At 63.9% G+C, this 25,357-nt stretch carries 19 protein-coding genes; 5 read left to right on the plus strand and 14 right to left on the minus strand.

Going from position 1 to position 25,357, the window contains the following annotated elements; all coding sequences use genetic code 11:
• Nucleotides 1-22: 22 nt before the first annotated feature.
• The 5 genes from HQ843_RS11770 to uraD are packed head-to-tail and all read right to left on the minus strand — an operon-like array spanning nt 23 to nt 4,093.
• Nucleotides 23-769, minus strand: a complete 747-nt coding sequence (locus HQ843_RS11770) for an aspartate/glutamate racemase family protein (RefSeq protein WP_180898140.1) — start codon at nt 767-769, stop codon at nt 23-25.
• Nucleotides 769-2,049, minus strand: coding sequence for a TRAP transporter large permease (locus HQ843_RS11775; protein ID WP_180898139.1), 1,281 nt, complete (start codon nt 2,047-2,049; stop codon nt 769-771). Before HQ843_RS11775 ends, HQ843_RS11770 begins: the two co-directional genes overlap by 1 nt.
• Nucleotides 2,046-2,531 (minus strand): TRAP transporter small permease, encoded by a 486-nt coding sequence (locus HQ843_RS11780; protein WP_180898138.1) that lies wholly within the window; start codon nt 2,529-2,531, stop codon nt 2,046-2,048. The genes HQ843_RS11775 and HQ843_RS11780 overlap by 4 nt, the downstream gene beginning before the upstream one ends.
• 5 nt (nt 2,532-2,536) lie before the next feature.
• Entirely contained in the window at nt 2,537-3,532 is a 996-nt protein-coding gene (locus HQ843_RS11785) for a TRAP transporter substrate-binding protein (protein WP_180898137.1), read from the minus strand.
• Nucleotides 3,533-3,538: 6 nt separating this feature from the next.
• Nucleotides 3,539-4,093 carry a 2-oxo-4-hydroxy-4-carboxy-5-ureidoimidazoline decarboxylase gene (gene uraD / locus HQ843_RS11790; protein ID WP_180898136.1) on the minus strand — a complete coding sequence of 185 codons (555 nt, stop codon included), beginning with the start codon at nt 4,091-4,093 and terminating at the stop codon, nt 3,539-3,541.
• A gap of 122 nt (nt 4,094-4,215) precedes the next feature.
• Between uraD and HQ843_RS11795 the strand changes: the two genes are divergently transcribed.
• On the plus strand, nt 4,216-5,154 hold the full coding sequence (locus tag HQ843_RS11795) for a LysR family transcriptional regulator (RefSeq protein ID WP_180898135.1): 939 nt from the start codon (nt 4,216-4,218) through the stop codon (nt 5,152-5,154).
• A 63-nt stretch (nt 5,155-5,217) separates the two neighbouring features.
• Here the strand turns inward: HQ843_RS11795 and HQ843_RS11800 are convergent, their stop codons facing one another.
• From HQ843_RS11800 to HQ843_RS11835, 8 genes are all read right to left on the minus strand, one after another.
• On the minus strand, nt 5,218-6,411 hold the full coding sequence (locus tag HQ843_RS11800) for a TIGR03032 family protein (protein ID WP_246710355.1): 1,194 nt from the start codon (nt 6,409-6,411) through the stop codon (nt 5,218-5,220).
• Nucleotides 6,412-6,639: 228 nt separating this feature from the next.
• Complete coding sequence (locus HQ843_RS11805) at nt 6,640-13,629, minus strand: autotransporter outer membrane beta-barrel domain-containing protein (RefSeq protein ID WP_180898134.1); 6,990 nt, start codon at nt 13,627-13,629, stop codon at nt 6,640-6,642.
• A gap of 259 nt (nt 13,630-13,888) precedes the next feature.
• Nucleotides 13,889-14,380: a hypothetical protein gene (locus HQ843_RS11810; protein ID WP_180898133.1), complete on the minus strand. Its 492-nt coding sequence runs from the start codon at nt 14,378-14,380 to the stop codon at nt 13,889-13,891.
• A gap of 35 nt (nt 14,381-14,415) precedes the next feature.
• The gene (locus tag HQ843_RS11815; RefSeq protein WP_180898132.1) at nt 14,416-15,276 is read right to left on the minus strand and encodes an ABC transporter permease; all 861 of its coding nucleotides are present in this window, start codon (nt 15,274-15,276) and stop codon (nt 14,416-14,418) included.
• Nucleotides 15,273-16,205 carry an ABC transporter permease gene (locus HQ843_RS11820; protein WP_180898131.1) on the minus strand — a complete coding sequence of 311 codons (933 nt, stop codon included), beginning with the start codon at nt 16,203-16,205 and terminating at the stop codon, nt 15,273-15,275. Before HQ843_RS11820 ends, HQ843_RS11815 begins: the two co-directional genes overlap by 4 nt.
• The gene (locus HQ843_RS11825) at nt 16,202-17,863 is read right to left on the minus strand and encodes a dipeptide ABC transporter ATP-binding protein (protein WP_180898130.1); all 1,662 of its coding nucleotides are present in this window, start codon (nt 17,861-17,863) and stop codon (nt 16,202-16,204) included. Before HQ843_RS11825 ends, HQ843_RS11820 begins: the two co-directional genes overlap by 4 nt.
• 9 nt (nt 17,864-17,872) lie before the next feature.
• A complete protein-coding gene (locus HQ843_RS11830; protein WP_246710356.1) occupies nt 17,873-19,465 on the minus strand; it encodes an ABC transporter substrate-binding protein in 1,593 nt (530 codons plus the stop codon).
• A gap of 79 nt (nt 19,466-19,544) precedes the next feature.
• Nucleotides 19,545-20,432, minus strand: coding sequence for a carbon-nitrogen hydrolase family protein (locus HQ843_RS11835; RefSeq protein WP_180898129.1), 888 nt, complete (start codon nt 20,430-20,432; stop codon nt 19,545-19,547).
• Nucleotides 20,433-20,591: 159 nt separating this feature from the next.
• Between HQ843_RS11835 and HQ843_RS11840 the strand changes: the two genes are divergently transcribed.
• Entirely contained in the window at nt 20,592-21,500 is a 909-nt protein-coding gene (locus HQ843_RS11840; protein ID WP_180898128.1) for a LysR family transcriptional regulator, read from the plus strand.
• Nucleotides 21,501-21,555: 55 nt separating this feature from the next.
• On the opposite strand, the gene HQ843_RS11845 is transcribed toward HQ843_RS11840, so the two are convergent.
• Nucleotides 21,556-22,545, minus strand: a complete 990-nt coding sequence (locus HQ843_RS11845) for an AraC family transcriptional regulator (RefSeq protein ID WP_180898127.1) — start codon at nt 22,543-22,545, stop codon at nt 21,556-21,558.
• 147 nt (nt 22,546-22,692) lie between these two features.
• Here HQ843_RS11845 and HQ843_RS11850 point away from each other — a divergent pair, with 147 nt between their 5' ends.
• Genes HQ843_RS11850 through HQ843_RS11860 form a run of 3 tightly spaced genes read left to right on the plus strand, consistent with a single transcriptional unit; the run spans nt 22,693 to nt 25,290 of the window.
• Nucleotides 22,693-23,196 (plus strand): flavin reductase family protein, encoded by a 504-nt coding sequence (locus tag HQ843_RS11850; protein WP_180898126.1) that lies wholly within the window; start codon nt 22,693-22,695, stop codon nt 23,194-23,196.
• Nucleotides 23,197-23,235: 39 nt separating this feature from the next.
• Nucleotides 23,236-24,015 (plus strand): SDR family oxidoreductase, encoded by a 780-nt coding sequence (locus HQ843_RS11855; RefSeq protein WP_180898125.1) that lies wholly within the window; start codon nt 23,236-23,238, stop codon nt 24,013-24,015.
• A gap of 36 nt (nt 24,016-24,051) precedes the next feature.
• A complete protein-coding gene (locus tag HQ843_RS11860; protein WP_180898124.1) occupies nt 24,052-25,290 on the plus strand; it encodes a styrene monooxygenase/indole monooxygenase family protein in 1,239 nt (412 codons plus the stop codon).
• The last annotated feature ends 67 nt before the right edge of the window (nt 25,291-25,357 follow it).

Consider the following 25,357-nt stretch of genomic DNA (forward strand, 5'->3'; position numbering starts at 1 on the left):
CTAGTGCCTTGTGTCCGACATTTCAGTTCTGTTCGGGCGGCGACATCCGGCGTGAGAGCGCTGGCGCAAGGCCAGTCGAGGGCTTTGCCGGCGGACGCGCGAAGCTTCCGTGGCTCGCGCCTGCGGGAAAGAGCCGGCACAAGCCCGCAGCCTGAACCGCTGCCGCCCTGACCGGGTCGATCAGCATGGCCGGTACGCCCCCGGCGATCTCATCGGCCAGACCGGCAATCGGGGCGCCGGCCAGGATGATGCAGTCCGCCGTCTTGCTGGCCGTCAGGCATGTGCGCAAAAGCGGCTCCCGGAGGTCTTCGGCGACATTGCGAATATCGGAAAAGCCGTCTTCCGGCGTGAATGTTCCGGCAAACCGGCCGCCAAGGCCTGCCCGCGTCACCTGTTCGCCATACCAGGCGGCAAGCCGGGGCGTGAAGGTGACGAAGGCGAAGCGCTCGCCAAGCGACAGGGCCGTCAGCATCGCCGCCTCGCTCATGCCGGTGACGGGAATGTCGAACAGCTCGCGGGCGGCCGAAAGACCGGGATCGCCAAAGGCGGCGATCACCGCCGCATCGAAGGCGCCGGCCTTTTCCGCCAGCATCGAGAGCACTTCGGCGCCGGCAATCTGCGCTTCCGCGCGCGAGGAGATATAGGCAAATCCCCGCCGGGCCGTGACCGTCGCAAGCTCGGCGTCCGGCGGCAGCACCATTCTTGCGGATGCGGCAAGGCGTTCGGTCAGCGCCTCGGTGGTGTTCGGGTTGATCAGCAATATCCGCATCAGTAGCCGAGCCTTTCGGGCAGCCAGGTCACCAGCGCCGGAAACAGCATGCAGGCGACAAGCACCGCATACATGGCGGCGATGAACGGCCAGCTTTCGCGCACCAGATCCCCCATCTTCACCCCCGTCACGCCGCAGATGACGAACAGCACCACGCCAACCGGCGGGGTCAGCATGCCGATCACCAGGTTGAGGACGAAGAGGAAGCCGAAATGCAGCGGATCGATGCCATAATGCAGGGCGATCGGGTGGAACAGCGGCACCAGCATGATGTAGGCGGCGTTCGATTCCAGGAACATGCCGACCACGAGCAGCATCAGGGCGATCAGGCAGAGGAAGACGAACGGATTGTCGGTCAGCCCCTGCATGAAGCCGGCAAGTTTCATCGGCAGAAGGTCGATGGTGAACAGGAAGGTCACGGTGGCGGCGAACGCGATCATCGCTCCGACAAGCGCCGAGGTCTTCGCCGCATCGAGCAGCACATGCGGCAGGTCCGAGATCGTGAGCCGCCTTGTGACGAAAAACCCGAGAAACAGTGCATAGCAGACGCCGACCGCAGCCCCCTCCGTCGGCGTGAACGCGCCGCCGACAATGCCGCCGATGACGATCACCGGCATCAGGAAGACGACCAGGTTGCGGCGCGTCTGACGCCATATGTTCGCAAGCGAGATCGGCTCTCCGGCGAGCGGATAGTCGCGCTTCCATGCGATGAACCAGCAAAGCGCCATGAAGGCGAGGAAGAGCAGGATGCCGGGTATGACGCCGGACATGAACATGCCGCCGACCGAGACCGAGGAACCGGCCATGAAGGCGTAGACGATCATCGCGCCCGACGGCGGAATGATTGGCCCGAGATTGGCGGCGGCCGCGACGATGCCGGATGAAAAGCCGAGGCCGTATTGCTTCTTCAGCGACGGCACCAGTGTCGAGGCCAGCGCCGAGGCGTCCGCCACCGCAGCGCCCGAGACAGAGGCGAGGCCGGCGCCGGAAATGATGGTGACCTGTGCCAGCCCGCCGCGCACGCGGCCGATGAAGGCATTGGCGAAATCGATCAGCCGTTCCATGATCCCGCCCTTCAGCATCAGTTCGCCGGCGATCATGAACAGCGGGATCGACATCAGCGGGAAGGAATTGACGGCGTTGAGGATGCGCGGCGCCATGACGTTGACATCGAAGCCCGCAAGCCAGAGGCCGGCAAGCGCTGCAACGCCGAGGGAGAAGGCGAGCGGCATGCCGAGAAAGGCGAGCGTCAGAAACGTGGCGATGACGATCAGGCTCATGGGCGCGGCTCCGCCGGATAGAGCGAAAGATGGAGAAGGTGAAGCGCCGCATGCGCCGCACCGATGATGATCGGGAAGAAGAACACGCTGGATGTCAGGTCGAGCGTGCCGAGGCGTTCCGACCACGTCACCCTGGCGGTTATGATGGCGGTCCAGAAGACGATCCCCATCAGCCCGGCGGCAACAAGGCTCATCAGCCTCGCAAGGTTCCGGCGCGACGTTGCGGGCAGGCGTGAAACTAGCATGTCGATGCTGACATGGCTCCCCTCGCGAATGCCGAGCGGGATCGCGATGAAGATCGTTGCGACAAAGGCGAGCCTGCTGATTTCGTCAGCCCAGTCGAAGGAGCTGTTGAAGACATAGCGCATCACCACCTGGGCGGAGACCACGACGACCATGGCCGCCGCGCTCGCAATCACGAGGATGCGGGCGCACCAGTCGGCGCCCGCAAGGATCTTGGTGAAGAACTGGTTGAAAACCATCGGTGTTACATATTGGACTTGGCGGTTTCATCATCGAGCAGCTGGACCAGATCGGGGTCGATCCGGCCCTTCGTTTCGGCGGCCACGCCTGCTGTCTTCTCGCGCAGTGCCTCGGCCAGTTCGGGTGAAACCTCGGTGAAGATCATGCCCTTCTCGACAAGCTGGTCAAGACCCGCCGCATCCTGCTCGGCGGCCAGTTCACGCTGATAGGCGATCGCTGTTCCCATCGCGTCGATGATGATCTGCTGGGTGTCGCTGTCGAGCCCGTCGAACCATGCCTTGTTGCCGACGACGGAGATGAAGTCGAAGAAGTGGCCGGTGTTCGAGAGATATTTCTGGACTTCGGCATAGCCCGCCACATTGATGATCGCGAACGGATTTTCCTGGCCGTCGATCACGCCCTGTTCGAGCGCGGAATAGAGTTCCTTGACGTCCATGGCGACCGGGTTGGCGCCGAGCGCGCGGAAGGTGGCGAGGTGGGTCTCGTTCGGCTGCAGGCGGATTTTCAGGCCCTCGATGTCCTCGACGGTCTCGATCGGGCGGACATTATTGGTGAGCTGGCGGAAGCCGAGCTCCATATAGCCGAGCGAGGTCATGCCCTCTTCGGCAAGCTTCTCGTCGAGTGCTGCGCCAACGGGGCCATCGACGATGGCGAAGGCCTGCTCGCGGTCCTTGAACTGGAACGGAAGGCCGATGATTTCCAGGCCGGGAACGGTGCGGGTGAGATAGGCGGTGCCGACCCACATCAACTCGATCGAGCCGAGCTTGACGGCCTGGACGTTTTCCGCCGCGCCGCCGAGCTGCTGGGCCGGAAAGATATTGACGTCGATTTCACCGTTCGACAGGCGCTCGACCTCCTCCTCGAACTTCGCCATGGCGAGCGAGGAGGAATGTTCGGTGGCGAAATTGCCGGCGACGCGGATGGTCTGTTTGGCATGCGCCGCAGTGACGCCCGAAAGGGCGATCGCGGCGGTGGCGAAAAGGGCAAGAACTGTTTTCATGGCTGGTTACTCCAGGGTTTCAGCTTGGGCGAGGGAGGAGGCGGGCGAACCACCGAAAAGCCGGTTCACACGTGATTCAATCACCGAGGCGATTTCGGCCAGGGTCAGGGCATGCTCTTCGAGCGCCGAATGATTGAGGCGGCGCGCGAAGGTCTCGAACAGCGCCCCGAGATCTGGAACGCGGTGAAGGGCGATGATGAAGGGATAGCCGAAGCGGGCGCGATAGGCCGCGTTGAGGGTTGCAAGCCGCGCCGCCTCTTCCTGCGAAAGCGCAAGCAGGCCGAGGCGCGCCTGTTCGCCGGTGGAGGCGGCGGTCATGCGGCCGGCCAACGCCTCGCTGCCGGCAAGTTCGGGATGAACGCCGAAGAGCGCGCGTTGCCGGCTGATGCCGGAGCGGTAGATCGTTTCCATCAGCGCCTCGGCAAGCGCGGAACCGTCGGCGAACGGCCTTGCCGCCAGGCTTGCCTCGCAGACCCAGACCGAACGCTCGACAAGCGGCTCCATCATCGAAAGCGCCTTGTCATCCGCGGCGGTGTTGAGGGTCATTATGGCGTTGTTCATGTCTGGGATTGCCCGGTCTGATTGTGAAGCACTTCTGTTGACCGCAATGCTACGCGCATTCCTTCATCACAATCCATGATATTAACGGTAACTCTTCATTCTAATTTATAGTATGGTTGGCCATGGCACTTCATCTCGTCCCGCGCAGTCTTCAATATGTCGAAGCGGTCTCCGACCATGGCTCGATCCAGGCGGCCTCGCGCGCCATCGGCATTGCGGCCTCGGCCATCGACCGGCAGATCAAGCTTCTGGAGGGGCGGCTCGAGGTCCAGCTCTTCGACCGCACGGTAACCGGCATGACGCTGTCACCCGCGGGCGAGATGTTCGTGGTTCTGGCGCGGCGCTGGAATGCCGACGAAAACCGCATCTGGTCGGACGTCAAGCAGATGCAGGGCGTCAATCTCGGCCATATCCGGCTGGTGGCGATGGACAGCCTCGCCAACGGCGTCCTGCCGCGCTTCCTGCACCATGTCGCCGAGGTCTATCCGAAGGTGCGCATCGACGTGGAAATCGCGACGCCCGATGATGCCGTGACGGCACTTCGGGCGGACGAGGCCGATATCGCGCTGGCCTTCAACATGAAGCCCCAGCGTGACATTCATGTGCTGTGGACGGACGACCTGCCGCTCCACTGCATCGCCGCGCCCGGCCACCCGATTGCCGGCCTGAAGGAGGTCAAGCTTGCCACGGTGCGCGACCATGCGATTGCGGTGCAAAGCCCGGCGCTCGCGATCCGGCGGATACTGGAGGCCCATCATGGCTGGATATTCTCCGAAAACCGCCCGCCGGTCGTGACCAATTCGCTCCAGCTTCTCAAACAGCTCGTGGTTTCCGGCAGTCATGTGGCGATGACCTCGGAACTCGACACCGCGCAGGAACTGCTGGACGGCACGCTGGTGGCGATCCCGGTCAGGGGGCTGTCGATCGGACCGCAAACCATCTCGCTCGGCATCAGCGCCCGCCGCCCCCTTCCGCGCATCGCCACCAAGGTGGCGGAACTGCTTGCGAGGGACGTTGCCGATATCCTGGGCGAGGTGCGCGCCAGAGAGACCGATCGCTGATCCGGAAATGTGCGGTGGTGAAGCGCGCCGCAGTGTCCATCGACGGAGGCTCCAAGCCGCCCTTCAGGCAGGCTTCCAGCCGCGCTCCGACAGTGGCTGGTCGGGCGCTTCGATGGTGATGAAGCTGGCGAGTTCCGGACCGAAGGTCGGCAGCGCCATCGGGCAGCGGACGCCCGGCAATACGCGCACGTCGAACAGTTCCTTGATGCCGCCTTCGAGGCGAAGCCACTCGACGATATCGCCATTGGCGGTGTTGACGATCTGCAACCCGCACCAGGCCTCGGCCTTGCGCCGGTCGAGCTCGTCCTGAAGATTGAGCCCGGAAAACACCCCCTCGCGCCGCGCCAGCGAAAGCCCGACAAAGGCGTGCCCGTCGTGAAAGGAAAGCCCGCGCAGAAAGCCGGGGCAGAACGCGACACGCTCCTTCGCCCTGGTTTCCAGATCGAGCCGGGTGAGATAGCCATTGCCGGAATCGAGAAACCAGAGAGCGCCATCATGAAGGCGCGGCGAATGCGGCATCGACAGGCCTTCGGCGACAATCTCGTCCGTCTCGATATCGACGACCACGCCGCCATCGCGGCGATGCTCGCGCCAGCCATCGACGATATCCGAGGTCGAGACCGATGTGACAAATCGCGGAACACCGTTTTCCATCGCAAGGCCGTTCAGGTGGCACCGATCCTCCGGGGCCAGTCTGGAGATGAACGGCGGACGCCAGACCGGCTTGAACGAATGCGCGACGCTGTCCGTCGCCAGGCACGAATATCTGGTGTTGACGAAAATCAGACGGCCGGCCGCGTCGATCCCGAGCTCATGGACATCGAGATCGGAAACCGTCTGGCCGCGACGGGGAACATAGAGCCTGTCGAAATGATCATTCGCGCGCTCATGCGGCGCCAGCACGTTTTCAAAACGCCATATCTGGGCAAGGCCGGCCAGCAGCAGACGTTGCGAATCGCCGATCAACCCCATCGCCCGGACGAAATTGCGCTGGTGCAGCGACAAGGATCCGTTGGGAAACGTGCCGACAAGAAACAATTGCCCGGTCTGGTAGGAGGTAAAGGCAACCGAGCAATTGTGCATCGCCAGCCACTGCGGAAAGCCCCGCGAACAGGTCACATTGGTCTGGAGCACCGAGGGGTCGACCGGCGCTTCCGGCGCATCCGCGCGCTCGTGCGCGGCGGACGAAGCCGCTGGGGGCCGGGCAGTCTCGGCAACAGCGCGGGGATCCTGTGTTTCTGGCAGATCGGCGGGCATCGTGTATTCCAGTCAGTTGGGAAGGGTCGGTGGGCGGGAGAACAGGCCGGCATCAACGCACCGTAGCGCGTCTAGAGCATCGGGCGATTAATTGGCATCGCGCGATGCTCTAGATTCTTTTTTTGACGCGTCGGGTTAACGAAAACCGGATTCCACTTTTTCGCCCGACGCTCTAACCTTCTCCCGCCAATAGCAACCGGCTGATATCGCTGGCCGCGGCACATGCCGTCAGAAACGATAGCCGAGCCTCACCGAGCCGGTATGCGACTGATAGTCATCGGCAAAGGCGCCGTCATACTGGAATCTCAGATCCATACCCTGTCGTTTTGCAAGATCCAGCCCGAGCGTGACATGGCCCACCGTATCCGCAATCGGCGTGAAGGTCGAGAAACTGTCCATCGATGACAGGCCGGCAAACCGCGCCGTCGTCTCCCATTCGTCGGAAGACAGGAACGACACGCCGAGATCGCCGTAAAGCCGCGCCGGCCAGTCCTCCAGGAACGGGATACGCGCCCCGAACTCGATCCCGGGCGTCACGCCGAAGGCGGTATCGGAATTGCCGTCAATCATCAGGTTCAATGCGCCGGCGCCGGTCTCGGTATAGCCGTATTGGTGCATGTTGATGATGTCGAAATCGACCTTCGGGCGCATATAATACTCATCGCTGAAGGCGACCTCATAGGATGCGCGGAACCGGGCAAAGAACATCGCCGAATCCGGCTCGCCGCGGGCCGTGGCCGAGAGCGTGTCGAGAGTGATGTAGCGCTTGGAATCGCCCCAGTTATAGCCCGCGCCGCCAACCAGGCCGAAGAGCCAGGGTCCGATTTCCTTCTTCAGCGCGACCGCGCCGGTAAAGGATTGCTGATCCGTCTTCTCCGAACCGCTGTCATTGCGGAACCAGCTGTTTTCGTAGGTCAGCCCCCCACCCAGGAACCAGCCGTCGTCCAGCGCCTTCTGGCCGCCGAACTGCAGCCCGCCGACCGACTGGGTATAGCCGGAAGCATCTCCGTGCGATCCTTGCGTCGTTTCTCCGCCAAGCGCACGGCTCCAGACGCACGAGCCCTCGTCCATCATCACGCCGGTCGTCTCGAAGGCGGGACATGACAGCACACTGTTGGCCGCGGCAATGGCGGCGGAAGGCGAACCGGCCAGAGGAGCCGCCGCCGTCTGCGAGTCGAGTTCCAGCAGCATGTCGGAGAAGGTTTCCGGTTCGGACTGATGGAATGCGCCGAAAGCCTGGCCAAGAGAAATTTCGTCGGCGGCGAATTTCACTTCGCTCGCGCTGCCATCGGCAATCTTGTCCCAGGCCTGCTGCATGGCCGTCGAGACCCCGCCTGCATTTTTCCCGAGCGAGACGCCGTTATCGATGAAATGCGCATCGGCGACCGAGAAACCATGCCAACCCTCGGCCGACATGGTGACCTCGGTGAAGTCGAAGACGAGGGAGGACAGCGCCGTGATCGTCGACGTATCGGTCCCCTCGGCCTTCAGGAACTCGGTTCGCGTGTTTGGCAGCAGGGCATTGGCGTTGACGTCGACACCCCATGTCCCGGCGAAATCGCCTTCGATCAGCAGCCTGTCGGCCGTGCCGTTTTCCATGTCGACGTCGAGATTGGTGAACAGTCCGCCCCTGCTGGAGCTTTCGGTCCGCCAGTCGATCCTGTCGCTGCGCTTGAAGTAGCTGAACGGCGAGAACGTGGTCGAAAGGCCGAGGTCGGCCACATCATAGGCGCTTCCCGCTGAGCCGACGCCGGCAAGATCGCCGGTAAACGTCGTCGAAATCGTGTTCCATGCGCCGCCCGGATCGATGCTGCCGGCGTTGAGAACGCTGTCGACATCGGCGATCGCGCCGGTCACGAAGGTGCCCGTGCCCTGATTGAGGAAAAAGCTGGTTCCGCCAAGAGCTGCGGTCTGCACCATTCCGTTCGCCGCGGAAGACGATGACGTGGCGAAGTCGTGCTGCACGATATTGCCGGTTAATGTGCCGGAATTGCTGTGCGTTACGCTGGTCTTCTTGGCTGTCGAAACATAGAGCGCGCCGCCCTGATACTCTCCGTTCACGGCGGCCGCGCCGGATCCTGTCAGCGTTCCGCCCTGATCCAGCGTCAGCGTCAGTGTATCGCCGGTGGTCTGCGCCCACACGCCCCACGCGGTCGGATCCGTCACGGTGACCGAACCGCCGATCGTCACGGCCAGCGAGCCGGATAGCGAATTGCCGTCCGCATCAGAACCTTTCGTGTTGTTGAAACGACCGAGTGTTCCGGCATAGGTCTTGCCGTTCTGGGTGAAGATACCGCCCGAACCGCCAATCGCCTGCGCCACGATGCCGTGGGCGTATTTGCCGGTGGTGCTGATAGACGCGCCGGAGGCGATCGTGACGCCCACGGTCCCGGTACGCTCCGCATTGCCGCTGTCGGAATAGTAGTAATTTGAACCGCTCGACGTGCCGCCGTAATAGCCGTAGGACGCATTGAGCTTCTGCGCCAGATCACCCGCCACGCCGCCGCCGCCGGAAATCGTCTGCGCCAGTATGCCGAAAGCGCCATCGCCGGAGGTGACGATGGAGGCGCCACCCTCGAGGGTGACCGACGCCTCGTCGGCGCTGTTGGGCGCCTGTTCCTTGACGAAGGATATCGTGTCGGTGACCGCCGCTGCTGCCGTCAGGAAACCGCCGCCGCCGCTGATCGACTGTGCGACGATGCCGGCCGAGCGGGTGCCGTAGGTGGTGATCTTGCCGGCATGGGTGATCGTCACCGTGCCGCCATGGGCCGAACCGGAATTGCTGTCGGACCCCATGGTCACGCTGAGCACATTGGAGATGGTATCGTCATTGACCGCGTTGGCGGTGCCGAGCGCCACGCCGACGAGCCCGCCGCCGCCGCCGATCGACTGGGCGATAATGCCCTGCGAGCCATCGCCCTTGGTCACGATCTGGGTATCGGAGAGGGTCTTGACCGTTACCGTTCCGGCCGTTCCGGCGTTGCCATCCGCCTTCCCGCCGAGGCCGATCTTGACCTTGGAAACGGCAAGTCCCGAGGAAAAGCCTATCCCGCCGCCGCCGGCAATCGACTGGGCGACGACGCCGTGCGAGGCGAACCCGCCGGTGTAGATGTTGCTGGCGTAAACCGAGACATCGCCGCCATCGCCGCCGCTGCCGCCGTCCGAGCCGATGGTGAGCGTGGCGCTGCTGTCGGAACTGTCGGAGCTGTCCGACGCGCTGGAAGAACTGCTGTCGTCGGAATCATCGCTGCCCGACGAGATCGCGACCGCGCCGCCGCCGCCGCCGATCGACTGCGCGACAATGCCGGACGACATCGTGCCATAGGTGTGGATCGCTCCGGTGCCGACGACCGTGCCGGAACTGTCCTTGCCGATGGTCACGGCCCCGCCGGCTCCGCCGGCCCCGCCGGTCGAGCCGACGGTTACCCCGAATGTGAGGGTCTTGTCGTCGCTGTCGTCATCGCCGCCGTCGTCATCATCACCGCCGCCATCATCGTCGGACGACGCAACCGTGGTCGCGGACAGTTGCGTCGATTCGGCATCGTCGCCGCCATCATCGTCACCACCATCATCGCTGTCGTCGTCATCCTCATCTTCCTTGATCGAAAGCGAACTCTTGCCGGAACCGGCCGCGCCGCCGCCGCCGCCGATCGACTGGGCGAGAATGGCATCCGACCAGTCGCCCTTTGTGGTAATCGTCCCTTCGCTCGAGACGGTCACCTCGCCGCCATCGCCGCCTGCCGTCCCCTTGGCGCCGAGACCGATGGTGATATCCCAGTCGGCATCGCCGCTGCCGCCGCCGCCGGATGAGGACCCGCCGCCGCCGCCGATCGACTGGGCGAATATCCCGCGCGACACATGCCCGCCGGTGTAGATCGAGGCCCCGGCATCGTCCATATGGACATCAACGCTGCCGCCGTTATTGCCGGTGCCGCCGTCGGCCCCCAGACCGATATTCAATGCCGCCGACTTGATGCCATTTGACGCCTTGGTGGAGCCGGAGCCGGTTCCGGCGTTGCCGCCGCCGCCGCCGATCGAATGCGCCAGAATGCCGTCGGCATAACCGCCCGTCGTGCTGATCGCGCCATAATGGCTGACGCTCACCGCGCCGCCTGTGCCGGCGCTGCCGCCGGAACCGCCGACATAGGAATTCACCGAAATGGCGAAATCCGTGCCCGCATCGACCTTCTCTTCACCTTCGGCCAGCCATGACGTGATCGATTTTGCGACGGAACTGGCGGTCGCATCGCCGCCATTGCCGCCGCCGCCGCCGATCGACTGGATGACAAGGCCGGCCGCGCCGTCGCCGGTCGTGATAATCCTGGATGACTTGTAGATATGTGCGTTTGCCTTGCCGCCATCGCCGCCGGAACCGCCGTTTCCGCCATGGGCGATCGACACGGAAAGCGATACCGTGTTGCCCTCCTCGTCGAACGGCACGCCCGCGGCGATCGCCTTCGAAGAGGCCTGGCCGCCATTGCCGCCGCCGCCGCCGATCGACTGAATGACGATACCCTGCGCGTCCGTTCCCGAGGTCGATATCACGCCATTGGTATAGACCATGGCCTCGCCGCCATCGCCGCCATCACCGCCACTGCCGCCATGGGCGATCGAGATGCTGATGCCGGCGCTGACGCTGGTCGATTTGCCATTGCCGCCAACGCCGCCGCCGCCGCCGATCGACTGCACCAGAATGCCTGTGCCATGGTCGCCCTTGGTCGAGAGCGCGCTGTAGTCGCTGGCACCCTTGGTCCCGGATCCGTACTGCGTGACCTTGACACTGCCGCCATCGCCGCCGGGACCGCCGCTGCCGCCGGTGGCGCTTGAAAATCCGATACCCCAGGCGGTCGCCTGGCCGCCGACGCCGCCGCCGCCGCCCACGGACTGGGCGACAATCCCCAACGCATAGTCGCCGGCGAGCGAAATCGCGGTGTTTGATTCTGTCACGATATTGACGTCACCGCCGCCGCCGCCGCCGCCGCCGGCGCCGCCGACCGTGTGAAACAGGCCCTTCTTGTTGCGTCCCTGGCCACCGCCGCCGCCGATGGACTGGGCAACGATGCCGTGCGCCTCCGAACCGGCCGTGGTGAGGTTGGCATAATTGGTGACATGGACCGCGCCGCCATCGCTGCCTGCCGTGCCGCTGCTGCTGCTTGAGACTGCCAGACTGGAGTTTGCTCCCGCGCCGATCGCGCCCGTCGCGCCCGTGCCGCTGTTGGTGCCGCCGCCGCCGCCGATCGACTGCGCCAGAATGGCGATGCCGCCGCCCAGTTCCGTCTGATCGGAACTGCTGGCGGGCGTCTTTGCGCCGGCATAGCCGCCATAGGTCGAAATATTGCCCTTGTTGGTAACTGTTACCGTGGCCGGAGAAGAGCCGTAGGTCTGGCCGCCGATGGTCTGGCCGAGGCTCGGATCGGAAACGGCCGAGCCGGCACTGTAACTCGTGGTCGATATCGTCCCGGTCGATTGCAGAAGCCCGCCGCCGCCGCCGATGGACTGGGCGACGATACCGTGAGAGTCGATACCATAGGCGGTGATATTGCCCGAATTGGTCACCGTCACATCGCTGCTGGTCGAACCGCTGGAGCTTGTGTCGCCCCAGGTCAGCGCGCCACTACCGGTATTGGTGTATATCCCGTCGCCATCGGCGGCAGACGCCGATTGCGCGACGATACCATGGGCGTGATCGCCGGTCGTGGTGATCGCAAAATCGTTCGAGACGGTGACTGCGCCGGCGGCTCCGCCCATGCCCTTGGTCTGCTTGAAGGTCGATGTCCCGCCGCCGCCCAGAGACTGCGCGATGATGCCGCTCGAGTAGCCGGCCTTGGTGTCGATCGTTCCGCCGCCCGTGACGGTCACCGTCACCGACGAGGCTCGTCCGCCAAGCCTTTCGTTGTCATCCTTGTCCGACTGATAGGATGTGCCGCCCTGGCTGATCGCCAGAATGCCGGGCGAGTTCGTTCCGCTTGTCTGAATTGTCGTCGCCGACGAGCCATAGATATAGACGGCGGCCTGACCGACGGAACCGCCGTCCATGGCCTGCTTGTCGCCTCCGGCAAGGCCGTTTCCGCCGCGCGTGATCGCCGCAATCGCAGCGCCGGTTTCGCGCGTCAACTGGATATTCTGGTTGTTGAGCCAGAGATTGACGGTACCCGCCGATCGCGTACTGATCGTTCCCGCCATGGGCTTGGCGGTGCTGCCGACCTGGACCTTGACGGCGTTGTAATAGGGTCGCTTCTGCCAGTCCGTTATCTCGGATGTGTAGCTGTTGCCGCCATTGCCGCCCTGCACGCCATCGCCGAAACTGTTGACGTTGTAAGGCGTGTTGCCGCCATAGGAAGCCGCAAGGATCGCCGGGCCGCTTTTGGTCGCGTAAACCGGCCCTCCGGCATAGACGGAGACATAGTCTCCGCCACCCGGTCCGGAAAAATCGCTGTCGCTGCTATAGGTCGAAGGCCCGCCGATGCTGAGCGCGGCTATCCCGAAACTGCTGCCCGAAACCTTGCCATAGGATTTGACGGTGACGGGCGAGCCTTGTCCGGAATATTGTTCTCCGATGTCGTCGGCATGCTGGTTGGTGCCGCCCTGGGACAGGGCGAAGATGCCGCCGCCGACCGTGCTCGAGACATCGCCGGAGCTTACGATCGTCACCGCGCCGCCATTGCCGCCGCCGGTTTTCTTGTTGTCGTCGGTATCGCTCCAGTTCAGAGCGCCGAGCGAGACGACGCCGAGGGCGTTATACTGCGTGTCGGAGGTGCGCAGATCGCCGAGCGTGATGCTCCCGCCCGGCGAAAACAGCAATTGTGTGTCGGAAGCTTCGGTGACCGCGATCGTGGCATTGTTTGTGACCTTGACGCCGAAGCCGGACCAGGCCCAGTTGGAATGAACGCCATAGGGGGTGCCACGATAGGTGTCGCTGCCGCCGCCATCGCCCACATTGTACAGCGACATATAGGGGCCGCCATAGGCATATTGCGCCGTCGTCAGCGTTCCCGAACCGATGGTGCAACTGATTGTCTGCGAGGAGACATCCCCGTTTCTTTGCTGAAACTGGCTTTCGTCGATATTCGATGCCGTCTCCGTCTTCACGGAGGAATCGCAACTGACGGCCGCATAGGCGCGGGTGTAACCCCGCGAATAAAACGGGATGGGAACGCCGGCGAGCGTTCCGGCAAGCGCGGTGGACTGAAACAGGATCGACGAGGCAATCCATTTCATCCGGGACCGCCCTGCGGGTCTTTCGGCCAGTTTTTGAGAGCCGGACCTGATCATGCGCGCTATCCCCCCGGGTGCCATAAAAATATTAGCGGAATTTCATGTAACTCTACGCACATTATTCGCGTTGATCAGGAAAATATCCGAAAAACGGCAGGCGGCTGGACTTTTTTTGGTATTCCACCCGGCGGGCACACCATGCCGTCGGCAGCAGGTCGCTGATATCGCTTATGGATACCTCCGATGCTTTCCGTTTGCCGTCTCATTCCGCAACGCGGACGAACGTCTCGAAGAAGGCCTTGGAGGCGCCGTCTGGGGCCTTGCCGACGCCCCAGCGCATCAGGGTCGAGGCGTCTTCGGAAAAGCACCAGTACTGGCCGATGACCACGTCGCCATCGAGCTGTTCCAGAACCTGGAATTCGTGGCCGCTCAACTGCCGGATGCGCACTTCGTTATAGCGGGCATTGCCTTCGATCGGTCCGGGCCGGTCATCCAGCGTTGCGTCGAATTTGTTGATGTAGAGCTTGTCGGGATTGGTGTCGTTGACGCCCTCATAGGCCAGGAAATTCTCCGCAAACCGCATGGTCAGCGTCAGGCGGAAGCCTTCCGGAAACAGGCCATTGCTCCAGTAGCTTTGCGGATGTTGCGAACGGTAGACGCCGCTCAGGCGCGCATTGTCCCAGAGTTTCGGTTCGATGGCGGGAAGACCCCGGCCCGTGGCGAGAGCGTCGATCAGCATGGTCTTGTCTTTCATTCTGTATGTCGTTTGTCGAAAGGGAAGGGCGCAGGTCAGGTTCGCTGCCGGCCCGAACTACGAAGTGTCGGGTCAAGCTGGTCGCGCAGCCAGTCGCCGACGATGGAAACCGAGAGCGCCAGGAAGAAGATGATCGCGCCGGGAAACATGGTGAGCCACCACGAGGTCATCAGCCGGTCGCGCCCGTCGCTCATGATCTGGCCGAGGCTGGTCATCGGCGGCTGCACGCCGAGGCCGAGAAAGCTCAGCGCGGTTTCCAGAAGCACCGTCAGCGGCAGGTTGATGGTGAACTGCACCAGTATGACGTTGAAAATGTTGGGTAGGATGTAGCGCAGATAGATCCGCGTGGCGGACGCGCCCAGAACCCGCTCGGCCGTGACATAGCCGCGCTCGCGTACCGAAAGCGTGGAGGCGCGCACAAGGCGCGCATAGTTTTCCCAGCCGCTGAAGCCGACCATGATCACGATCAGCAACAGGCTGCTCTTGAACAGCGCCAGCACGAACAAGGCGATGATGATGATCGGAACCGAGGCCTGGACATCGACCGCCATCATGATCAGCGTCTCCGCCTTGCCGCGCCTTCCGCCGGCAATCAGACCGAGAAGCGAGCCGAACACCGCGCCGATCAGCGTTCCGAAGACGGCGACCAGCAGCGTCACCTTGGCGCCCATCACAAGCCGGGCCAGAAGGTCGCGCCCGCGCCCGTCCGTGCCGAGCACATGGTCCCACGATCCGCCGAGAAATACCGGCGGCTCGAACCGGTCGAGAAGCGAGGTCTGGCGGAAATCGTAGGGCGTCAGGAAACCGCCGAACAGGGCGAACAGCACGAACAGGATGACGAAGCCGACGGAGATGCGCACCGCGAGCGGCATGTCGTGGAAGAGCGAGGTCCTCATGACGCAGCCCTCCGGATTCTCGGATCGAGAAACGAGTAGAGAATATCGACCGCGAGATTGGCGAAGGTCATCGAGAAGGTGACGGCCAGCACCAGGAACTGCACCACGGCGATATCGCGGGTCGCGACCGAGCGCACCAGCAATTGTCCGACGCCCGGCCAGGCGAAGACCTGTTCCGTCACCACCGCGCCGGCCACGAGACTGCCAAGGCTGAGACCCAGCATGGTGACGATGGGGATGGCTGCGTTGGGGGCCGCATGCCGCCACAGCCGCCGTGCGGCAGGAACGCCGCGCGCCTCAAGCGCCATCATGAAGGGCTGGTTGATCGTTTCCAGCAACGAGGACCGCGTGAACCGCGCGAATGCGCCCATCGAGGCAAGCCCCAGCGTTGCCGCCGGCGGCAATAGCAGGAGCAGCGAAATCTGGCCGTTGGCCGCCGCGCCGAAGAACACGCCGAAGGCCAGCGCTCCGGTCAGGATTACAACGAGACCGAAGAAGAAGTTCGGCATGGCAAAGGCAAACACCGAAAAGCCCATCACCAGCCGGTCGATGAAACTGTTGCGGTTGAGCGCGGCGACCGCGCCGATCGAAATGCCGAAAATGACCGCGATGGCAAGCGCCGTCCCGCCAAGCAGCAGCGTCGCCGGAAGCCGATCGAGAAACAGTGTGAGCGACGATTTCCCGGTGTGGATCGAATAGCCGAAATCGCCCTGAAACAGGCCGAGAACGTAGTTGACGTATTGGACGGGCAGGGGCTTATCCAGCCCCAGCTTGACGCGATAGGCCTCCACCACTTCCGGCGGCGCGTCCGGCGGCGCCAGCGCCTGGGCCGGGTCTCCGGAAAGGCGGATGAAGAAGAACACGATCGTCACCGCGATCAGCAGTGTGGCCAGCGAACGGAGAATGCGGAACAGGATGATCCGGGTCATGAAGCATCACCCCCTGTGACCGCGATTGCGCCGGCCCGCCCAAGCGACGATGTCGTCGCGCGACCGGCCCGGTCGGGAACGGCGCTCAGCAGCGTGCGGGTGTACTCATGAGCCGGCGTCACCAGCACAGTCGCGGCCGGTCCCTGCTCGACCGCCTCGCCGCGATACATCACCGTCACGTCGTCGCAGATCGCGGCGGCCACGCGCAGGTCGTGGGTCACGAACAGCATGGCGAAGCCGAGCTTGTTCTGCAGCGCGGCGAACAGCGCCAGGATCTGCGCCTGGATCGAGACATCGAGCGCCGATATCGCCTCGTCGGCGACCAGGATTTCCGGTTCGACCACCAGCGCGCGGGCGATGCACAGCCGTTGCCGCTGGCCGCCGGAAAATTCATGCGGGAAACGGTCGAAGGTCTGTTCCGGCAGGCCGACGAGCGACAGCATCGCGCGGGCGCGTTCAGCCGCCTGCCGCCGTGTCGCGCCGTGGATCAGTGCGCCCTCGGCGACGCTCCACCCGGCCTTCTGGCGCGGATTGAGCGCGCTGAACGGGTCCTGCTGCACGAGCTGGATGCGTTTGCGCATGGCGCGCGTCATGCCGGTCTCGCCGATATCGGTCCCGTCGAGGAGCACCGTTCCGCCGGTCAGCGGTTCGAGCTGGAGAATGCCGCGCACGAGGGAGGATTTGCCAGATCCGCTCTGGCCGACGAGGCCATGGGTCTCGCCGCGTTTCAGCGAAAGCGAAACGCCGCGCACGGCCTCGATTTCCCGGTTTGCGAAAAGACCGTCGCGCTGATGATAGGTGATTGCGATATCGCGCGCCTCCAGCACCACCGGCTTCTCGGGTTCCGCGGATGCCCTTTCGCCCGGACGCGGCAGGCTTTCAAGCAGGCGGATGGTGTAGGGATGGCGCGGGGCCGCGAAGATCGCATCCCGCGTGCCGGTTTCGACGACCTCGCCTTCGCGCATGACCATCACCCGGTCGGCGATATCGGCGACGACGGAAAGGTCGTGGGTGATGAACAGCAGGCCTGCCCGGAACGCCTCCTGCAGGTCGCGGATCAGGGCCAGGATTTCCGCCTGCGTGGTGACATCGAGCGCGGTCGTCGGCTCGTCTGCGATCAAGAGCGCCGGCTTCAGCGCCAACGCCATGGCGATTGCGATCCGCTGGGCCTGGCCTCCGGAAAGCTGGTGCGGGTAGGATTTGTGGATCCGTTCGGGATCGGCCAGCCTGACGGACGTAATCATCTCCATGGCGCGGGCACGGCGCGCGCGCGCCGAACGCATGCCGTGGACCAGCAGCAATTCCTCGATCTGCTTGCCGACCGTCATCACCGGATCGAGGGTCGCCGCCGGTTCCTGGAAGATCAGGCCGATCCGGTCTCCCCTGAGCCGGCGCATGGCGGAGGGATCGCCGGCCGGAAGCGGAGCGCCCTCGAACATGATCTCGCCGGCGGTCATATCGAGGCCGCGCGGCAGCATGTCCAGCAAGGCCTGCGCCGTGATCGACTTGCCCGAGCCGCTCTCGCCGACCAGGCAAACGCATTCGCCCGGACGGATCGAAAGGTCGAGGCCACGGACCGCATGATCGCGGTCCGCGCCTTCCGGCAGCGAAATCGTCAGGCCGCGGATTTCGAGCAGGTCGGACTGACTGTCAGTCACCGGCGTTTCCTAGGGTTCGATCGTCAGGAAGTCGCTGGTGAAGATCGTCAGCTGCGAACTGCCCGGATCCCATTCGTATTTGTCGCTCATGGCGAAGGTCTGGACGTTTCGCCACAGATACATGCCCGGCGTGACGTCTTCCCAGTCCTTTACAAGATCGAGATAGGCCGCGTTCTTGTCTTCAAACGTCTGCGCCCGCTCGAAGCGCTCGCCATCGGCGAGGAAGGCTTCCGTCGGCGTCCAGGTCTTGTGGGCGGCGGTGACGCGGCTCGATGAGGGGCCCCAGTCGAGCCAGAGCGGGCGGTAGGGGTCGCCGGTGAATTCCGACGACATCGACATGTTGAGCATGTGGAACGGGCGCTGATAGGCGAGCGAGAAATTGTCGACGATGTTGAGCTCGACATTGATGCCGATATCGCGCCACATCTCGACCATGTATTCGGCGGCCGCCTCGTAATTGGGGTAGAACCCGCGCACGATGTTCCAGATCAGCGGCTGGCCTTGATAGTCGCTTTCGGCCAGGAACTCGGCCGCGCGCTCCGGGTCGAAGCCGTAGGTCGCCTTGCGGTCCGGGTCGAAATAGCGGCCGTATTCCGGGAAGTTGAACGGCGTCGGCGTGAACGTCATGCCGTTCCAGAGCGCCTCGGTAATGGCGTCGCGGTCAATCGCCATAACCATCGCCTTGCGCAGATTGGCGTCGACCAGCGGATTGTCGTCCATCCCCTCGATGGTGAGCGTGTTGAAGGCGAACATCGGATAATTGCCGATCTGGTCGACGATCAGATGGATCCCGTCGGTGGCTTCGACCGCATCCATCTGGTCGATGGGAACGCTCATGATCAGGTCGTAGTCGCCCGACGCCAGGCCGGCATAGCGGGTCGAGAACTCGGGAACGATCTTCCAGGTCACGCTCTTCAGCGGCGGCGCGCCATCCCAGTAGTCGTCATAGGCCACGGCGACGGCGTGGTCGGAGGGATCGAAATCGGTGATCTTGTAAGGGCCGGTCCCGATCGGCTTCTGGCCGAAGGCCTCCGTGCCGACGCTTTCATAATAGTCCTTAGGAAGGACATAGCCGATCGGCGTCGTCAGGCGGTTGATGAAGGTCGCGTCCGGATAGGCGGTCTCGAGATCGACCGTGTAGTCATCGACGATGGTGACGCCGACGAGACCGCGCGCATAATTCTTGCCGCGCGGCGCCAGCGGCTTCTCGCCCCAGAGGCGCTCCTCGGAAAGCGAGAACGCGACGTCTTCGGCGGTCATCGGATCGCCGTTCTGGAAGGTCACCCCTTCGCGCAGGTGCAGCCGCCAGGTGGTCGGCGTCACCTGTTCCCAGCTCGTGGCGAGACCGGGGATGATGGTGTTGCCTTCCGGGTCCTCGAAATAGTTCCGCCTGACCAGCGTATCGAAGACATTGCCGTAAACCCGGCCGCCCGTGGTCGAAAGGCCGATCACCGGGTCGAGCGTCGACCAGAGATTGTCGACGGCAAAGGCGAAGTCCGGGCGCGTATCCTCCTGCGCGAAGGCCGGCACTGTCGCAAGAGGCGATACGCCGGCGCCCAGGAAGACCATGGCGGAGGTCAGAAGCGTTCTTCGTTTCAACATGGTATGCAATCCCTCTGAAAGTCGTTTCTTGGCGCGGGCCGAGGGCCCACTGTTTTGCTGACGATGCTGTTGCGACGCTTCAGGCGGTCTTTCGCCTCCGGCGCGTCGCCTCCGGGTCAAAGCTGTAGTCGCGCTCGTTGAGGAGCGACGGAATGGAGCGGCGGGTCTTTTCGACGCGCGAAAGATCGAGATCGGCGATCGCAAGCCCGATGCGCTTGTCCATGTCTTCCACCACCGTGCCCCACGGATCGACAATCATCGATTGCCCCCAGGTCTCGCGCCCGTCATCGTGATGGCCGCACTGGGCGGCAGCCACGACATAGCAGCCGTTTTCGACGGCGCGGGCGCGCAGCAGCGTCGGCCAGTGCGCCTCTCCCGTCGACATCGCGAAGGCTGACGGGATGAACAGGATCGTTGCGCCGGCATGGGCATAGTCGCGATAGAGATGGGGGAAGCGGACATCGTAGCAGACCGACATGCCGAACGGCCCCCACGGCGTTTCGGCGAGCACGGCTTCCTTGCCCGGCGCGTAGCGGTCGGATTCGCGGCGCGAGACCTCGCCCGGCAGATCGACATCGAAAAGATGGATCTTGTCGTAGCGCGCGACAACCGCTCCGCTGCCGTCGATCAGGTGGCTGGCGTTGGAAAACCGGCCGCCATCCGCGCCTGCAAGCGGCGTCGAGCCGGTGTGAATCCAGAGCCCGTATTTCGCGGCAAGCTCGCGGCAGGCGGCGAGAAACGGATCCTGCGCCTCGTCGGTGACGGAGAGGCGCGCCGACGCCACATCCTTGTTGACCATGCCGGAGGCCTCCGGAAGGGCCAGAAGCTCGGCGCCCGCCGCATGGGCCTCGGCGGCAAGGCCTGTGACGATCTCGATATTGCGCGCATGCGTGTTCGACGAGCACATCTGCGCCATCGCGAGACGGATGGTTGCAGGGTCGCCAGTCTCGACTGTCGTCTTGGTCATGCGGCTCCCTCCGGCCAGATTGCAATGCCTGCGAAAGCGGCAGAGCTGAAAAACAGATCAACCACAGGCTAAGATGAGAAATTCGACAAAAAAAGTACAAAATTTCCCCTTCTCGTCTATAAAACTAACATATTTTTGCGCCAGCCAGGAGAGACCGACATGGCACAGGATCGCTTGCCGCCGCTCAGGGCGCTGAAGACGCTGGAGGCTTTCCAGCAGAGCGGATCGGTGACGGCGACGGCGCGGGCGCTGAACGTCTCCCATTCCGCCGTCAGCCATCAGTTGAAACAGATCGAGGACTGGGCCGGAATCCGGCTGATGCGGCGCGACGGAAGGCAGACGGCGCTGACCGAGGCGGGCGACAGTCTGGCGCAGGTCATCAACGAGAGCTTCGGCGCGATCCGGCACGAGATCGACCGCCTGACCATGCGCGAAAGACTGCCGGTCTCGATCGCCGCGCTGCGCTTCGTCATCCCCAACTGGCTGCTGCCCGAGATCGAAACCTTCATGGTGGGGCACCCGGAGGTTTCCGTCTATGTCCAGGAACATATCTCGGACCAGCCGGTCAGCCCGGAACCCGACCTGCTGATCGGCTTTTCTCTCGATGGCCAGATTCCCGCGGGCGCCGAGCCGATCATTCCCGGCGCGGCGATCCCGGTTTGCGCGCCGTCCTATCGGGCCCGCCATGCGATCGGGAGCGAAGCCGACATCGCCCGCGCCACGCTGCTGCATGACGAGGACATGCGGATGTGGCGCACATGGCTTGCCGCCGCCGGGATGGAGGCGCAGAACGATGGCGGCGAGAGACGGCTGTTCTTCTCCGGTTCGGCGCTGATCTGCGATGCGGCGCTCAGCGGCCTTGGCGTTGCGCTCTGCCGGGAAGCGCTGATCGAACCCTATCTCGAACGCGGCGAACTGGTGCGCCTGTCCGACATCCGGATCGACCACGCCTCGGTCTATTATCTGACGCTGTCCCAGCACGGCATGAACCGCCGCGCCGCCAGGGCGCTGGCCGACTGGTTGCTGGAGCGTGTCCGGCAAAGGTGGAAACCGTCTCCGCGCCTGTGATGACATGACGGACGGGCTGGATAGCACATCTGACCGGTTCAGGGTCCCGTCGCGCTCACGCCGATCTCGTGCGTCGGAGCGTTTCCGACGGGCTTTCGCCATAGACCATCCGATAGGCCGATGCGGCGCGTCCGAGATGGCCGAAACCCGACGCCAGCACCGCGTCGGCGACCGAAAGCTCCGGGCCGGGCTTGAGAAGCAGTTCGCGCAATTTCTGCAGGCGGGCCTTCTGCACGCCGTCCGAAAGGGTGTGGCCGCGCGCCTTGCGATAGGCGTCCTGCAGGGTGCGCAGTGGCAGGCCGGCGGCGGCCGCGATATCCGCCATGGCGATCGTATCGGCGGCGCGCGTCCTTATGAACTCATCGGCCTTCTGCACCGATAGCGGCCCGGCCGCCGCCACGGGCGCGCGCAGCATGTCGGAGCGGTTGTTCTCAAGCCCGTTCAAGAGCAGCGAGAGCAGCCCGTCGCGCAGCATAACGCGGTAGGAATCCGGCAGGGCTGCGCCGCCCTCGGCCGCCTCGAACAGCAGGCGTGCATGGGATAGGACGCTGTGCCCGACGGGCGTGGTCAGGTCGACGCCGGGCTCGAATTCGAGCGGCGTCAGCGCGCGATGGGTCAGCGTCTCGAAGAAATCCTCGACCACCTGCCGGCGCATCAGCACGATCAGCTTTTCACAATCATCCCGCCAGACCATGCGCGAGGCGAGCGTCGGCGACAGCAGCGATGCGCGTCGGCCCGCTTCGGCTTCCGTGACGCGGGTGCCGCACCGCACATGGGCGGCGCCGCGGACCGGAAGCTGCAGCAGGAAAAAATCGGACAGTTCTCCGGGATCGATTTCAACCTCGGCGCCGTATGAGACGAAATTGACCGAATAGCCCGGCTGTTCGACGGCGTTGTGGACGGCGTGGAACCCGCTTGCATGCCTGTCGCGCACGTTCAGGAAATGGGGACAGAAGATGCGGCCGATCGCCTCGCGCGCCTCGTCGACGCTGCGGGTGTCGACAAGGCCATGACGTTTCAAAGGCGGCGCAGGCGCATCGATCATCGGGCGTTCCCAATCGAATACAAGGCACGTCTGCCGAAAACGGACAAGGCATTGCGCAATCCGGATTGCGGTTCGTCAGGTTCGGCGGATGATTAATTTAAACATAAAATGAATGGGAAATCCATTCGCAATCGTGGGAACAACAGAATGGGAAGCGGGCTTTTCCGCGCCGGCATGCGTCGTCTTGCCGGAGGCGTGACCATCATCACATCGCTGGATGCCGACGGGCGGCGCTGCGGGATCACCGCAACGGCGGTCTGTTCGCTGTCGACCGACCCGCCCTCGCTGGTGGCCTGCGTCAATCGCGAGACCTCGATCGCGGCGGTCGTGGAGCAGCGCGGCGTCTTCGCTGTCAACGTGCTGGCCACCGACCAGCGCGCCGTCGCCGAAACCTTTGCGGGCCGCACCGGCCATCAGCGCGAGGACCGGTTCGCCGTTGGCGACTGGGGCGTCGCGGAAACCGGCGCGCCGGTTCTCGCCGATGCCGCCGTCAGCTTCGATTGCCGGCTGGCGGAGAGTGTTGTCTTCGGCACCCACATGATCCTGATCGGCAAGGTCGAGGCGACGCGCTGCGCCGATGGCGAGGCGCCGCCGCTGCTTTATGGCGACGGCGCCTTCCTGACCACCTGTCTGGCGGCATCGCCGGTCTGAATTTTCGCATTCCATTGCAACAATGAAGGGGAAGCCATCATGAAAGGTCTGAACGGCAGGACGGCCATCATTTCCGGCGGCGCGACGCTGATCGGCCAGGGCGTCGCAACGGTGCTTGCGGGCTACGGCGTGAACGTCGTGATTGCCGATATCAATGCCGAGGCCGGCGAAAGGGCGGCAGCCGCCGCCGGCGCGCGTTTCATCGCCACCGATATCACCAAGGACGACGACATCGCCGCGCTGGTTGCAAGGACCGTCGAGGCCACCGGCCGGCTCGATTATCTCGTCAACGTCGCCTGTACCTATCTCGACGAGGGGGCGGAGACCAGCCGCGCCGACTGGCTTGCCGCGCTCGACGTCAACATCGTCGGCTCGGTGATGCTGATGCAGGCGGCGCGCGGCCATCTTGCCGAAAACAAGGGCGCGATCGTCAATTTCGGCTCGATTTCCGCCCGCGTCGCCCAGACCGGGCGCTGGGTTTACCCGGTCTCCAAGGCGGCAATCCTGCAACTGACGCGCAACCAGGCGATGGACCTCGCGCCCGACGGCATTCGCGTCAACGCGGTCTCGCCGGGCTGGACATGGTCCAACATCATGGCCGAACTGACCCACGACACCCGCGCCAAGGCCGATAGCGTCGCAAAGCCCTTTCATCTGCTTGGGCGCACCGGCAACCCGGACGAGGTCGGCGAGGCGGTGGCCTTCCTGCTCTCCGACAGCGCGAGCTTCATCACCGGCACGGATATCCGCGTCGACGGCGGCTATACGGCGATGGGGCCGGAACAGGCCGAGCCTGCGATCCCGCTGCTGATGGACTGATACCGCAACAAAACAATCTACGAAAAGGGGAACGACATGACCAAATCCAGGCATTTCACCATTATCGGCGGCGGCCAGTCCGGTCTTCAGCTTGGCATCGGCCTGCTGAAGGCCGGCCATGACGTGCGCATCGTGCAGAACCGCACCGGCGCGGAGATCGAAAACGGCAAGGTCCTTTCCAGCCAGTGCATGTTCGATGCCGCGCTTCAGAACGAACGCGATCTCGGGATCAATTTCTGGGAGGCCGATTGTCCGACGGTCGATTCCATCAACTTCACGGTCCCAGCACCGGATGCGCCCGGCGTCAAGGCAATCGACTGGAACGGCAAGCTCGACAATTACGCCCAGAGCGTCGACCAGCGGGTGAAGATCCCGCGCTGGATGCAGGAATTCACCCGTCTCGGCGGCGACATGGTGATCCATGACGCAAGCCTTGACGATCTCGAGACCTATGCCAAGGAAAGCGACCTCGTGATCGTCGCCGCCGGCAAGGGCGATATCGCAAGGATGTTCGAGCGTGACGCCGAGCGCTCGCCCTATGACAGGCCGCAGCGCGCGCTGGCGCTGACCTATGTCACCGGCATGGCGGCGCGCCCCGATCACTCGGCGGTCAGCTTCAACCTCATTCCAACGGTCGGGGAATATTTCACCTTTCCGGCGCTGACGGTGTCAGGCCCGTGCGACATCATGGTGTTCGAGGGCATTCCCGGCGGCCCGATGGATTGCTGGAAGGATGTGAAATCGCCGGAGGAGCATCTGGCGAAGTCGAAATGGATCCTCGACACTTTCCTGCCATGGGAAGCCGAGCGCAACACCGATATCGCGCTGACCGACGACAACGGCATTCTCGCCGGCGCGTTTCCGCCCACGGTGCGCAAGCCGGTCGGGCATCTGCCATCCGGGGCCATCGTCCTTGGTCTCGCCGATGCGGTCTGCCTCAACGACCCGATCACGGGGCAGGGGTCCAACAACGCCTCCAAGGCGGCGAAATGCTATCTCGACGCGATCCTTGCCCATGGCGACAACGCCTTCGACGAGGCCTTCATGGTCGCGACCTTCGAGGCCTACTGGTCCTACGCGCAGTTTGTGGTCGGATGGACCAATGCGCTTCTGGCCCCGCCGCCGCCCCATGTGCTCAACATCATGGGTTCGGCCCAGGCCTATCCGGAGCTTGCAAGGCGCATCGCCAACGGCTTCAACGATCCGAGCGACTTCTTCCCGTGGTTCGCGGTTCCCGAGGAAGCGGACGCCTACCTCTCCCGGCTTGCGGCATAGGGCTACGACAACAAACTCCGTCATGCCGGCCTTGAGCCGGCATCCAGGGCGGCATGGCGATGTCTCT

Origin of the sequence: Martelella sp. NC20 (assembly GCF_013459645.1) — a bacterium.
Lineage (GTDB): Bacteria > Pseudomonadota > Alphaproteobacteria > Rhizobiales > Rhizobiaceae > Martelella.

What these genes read in the sequence shown, in the direction of transcription:
- HQ843_RS11830 (WP_246710356.1), bottom strand. Translation starts at nt 19,465, where the DNA reads ATGTTGAAACGAAGAACGCTTCTGACCTCCGCCATGGTCTTCCTGGGC.
- HQ843_RS11800 (WP_246710355.1), bottom strand. Translation starts at nt 6,411, where the DNA reads ATGCCCGCCGATCTGCCAGAAACACAGGATCCCCGCGCTGTTGCCGAG.
- HQ843_RS11845 (WP_180898127.1), bottom strand. Translation starts at nt 22,545, where the DNA reads ATGATCGATGCGCCTGCGCCGCCTTTGAAACGTCATGGCCTTGTCGAC.
- HQ843_RS11820 (WP_180898131.1), bottom strand. Translation starts at nt 16,205, where the DNA reads ATGACCCGGATCATCCTGTTCCGCATTCTCCGTTCGCTGGCCACACTG.
- HQ843_RS11785 (WP_180898137.1), bottom strand. Translation starts at nt 3,532, where the DNA reads ATGAAAACAGTTCTTGCCCTTTTCGCCACCGCCGCGATCGCCCTTTCG.
- HQ843_RS11860 (WP_180898124.1), top strand. Translation starts at nt 24,052, where the DNA reads ATGACCAAATCCAGGCATTTCACCATTATCGGCGGCGGCCAGTCCGGT.
- HQ843_RS11815 (WP_180898132.1), bottom strand. Translation starts at nt 15,276, where the DNA reads ATGAGGACCTCGCTCTTCCACGACATGCCGCTCGCGGTGCGCATCTCC.
- HQ843_RS11850 (WP_180898126.1), top strand. Translation starts at nt 22,693, where the DNA reads ATGGGAAGCGGGCTTTTCCGCGCCGGCATGCGTCGTCTTGCCGGAGGC.
- HQ843_RS11795 (WP_180898135.1), top strand. Translation starts at nt 4,216, where the DNA reads ATGGCACTTCATCTCGTCCCGCGCAGTCTTCAATATGTCGAAGCGGTC.
- HQ843_RS11840 (WP_180898128.1), top strand. Translation starts at nt 20,592, where the DNA reads ATGGCACAGGATCGCTTGCCGCCGCTCAGGGCGCTGAAGACGCTGGAG.
- uraD (WP_180898136.1), bottom strand. Translation starts at nt 4,093, where the DNA reads ATGAACAACGCCATAATGACCCTCAACACCGCCGCGGATGACAAGGCG.
- HQ843_RS11855 (WP_180898125.1), top strand. Translation starts at nt 23,236, where the DNA reads ATGAAAGGTCTGAACGGCAGGACGGCCATCATTTCCGGCGGCGCGACG.
- HQ843_RS11770 (WP_180898140.1), bottom strand. Translation starts at nt 769, where the DNA reads ATGCGGATATTGCTGATCAACCCGAACACCACCGAGGCGCTGACCGAA.
- HQ843_RS11775 (WP_180898139.1), bottom strand. Translation starts at nt 2,049, where the DNA reads ATGAGCCTGATCGTCATCGCCACGTTTCTGACGCTCGCCTTTCTCGGC.
- HQ843_RS11780 (WP_180898138.1), bottom strand. Translation starts at nt 2,531, where the DNA reads ATGGTTTTCAACCAGTTCTTCACCAAGATCCTTGCGGGCGCCGACTGG.
- HQ843_RS11805 (WP_180898134.1), bottom strand. Translation starts at nt 13,629, where the DNA reads ATGAAATGGATTGCCTCGTCGATCCTGTTTCAGTCCACCGCGCTTGCC.
- HQ843_RS11835 (WP_180898129.1), bottom strand. Translation starts at nt 20,432, where the DNA reads ATGACCAAGACGACAGTCGAGACTGGCGACCCTGCAACCATCCGTCTC.
- HQ843_RS11810 (WP_180898133.1), bottom strand. Translation starts at nt 14,380, where the DNA reads ATGAAAGACAAGACCATGCTGATCGACGCTCTCGCCACGGGCCGGGGT.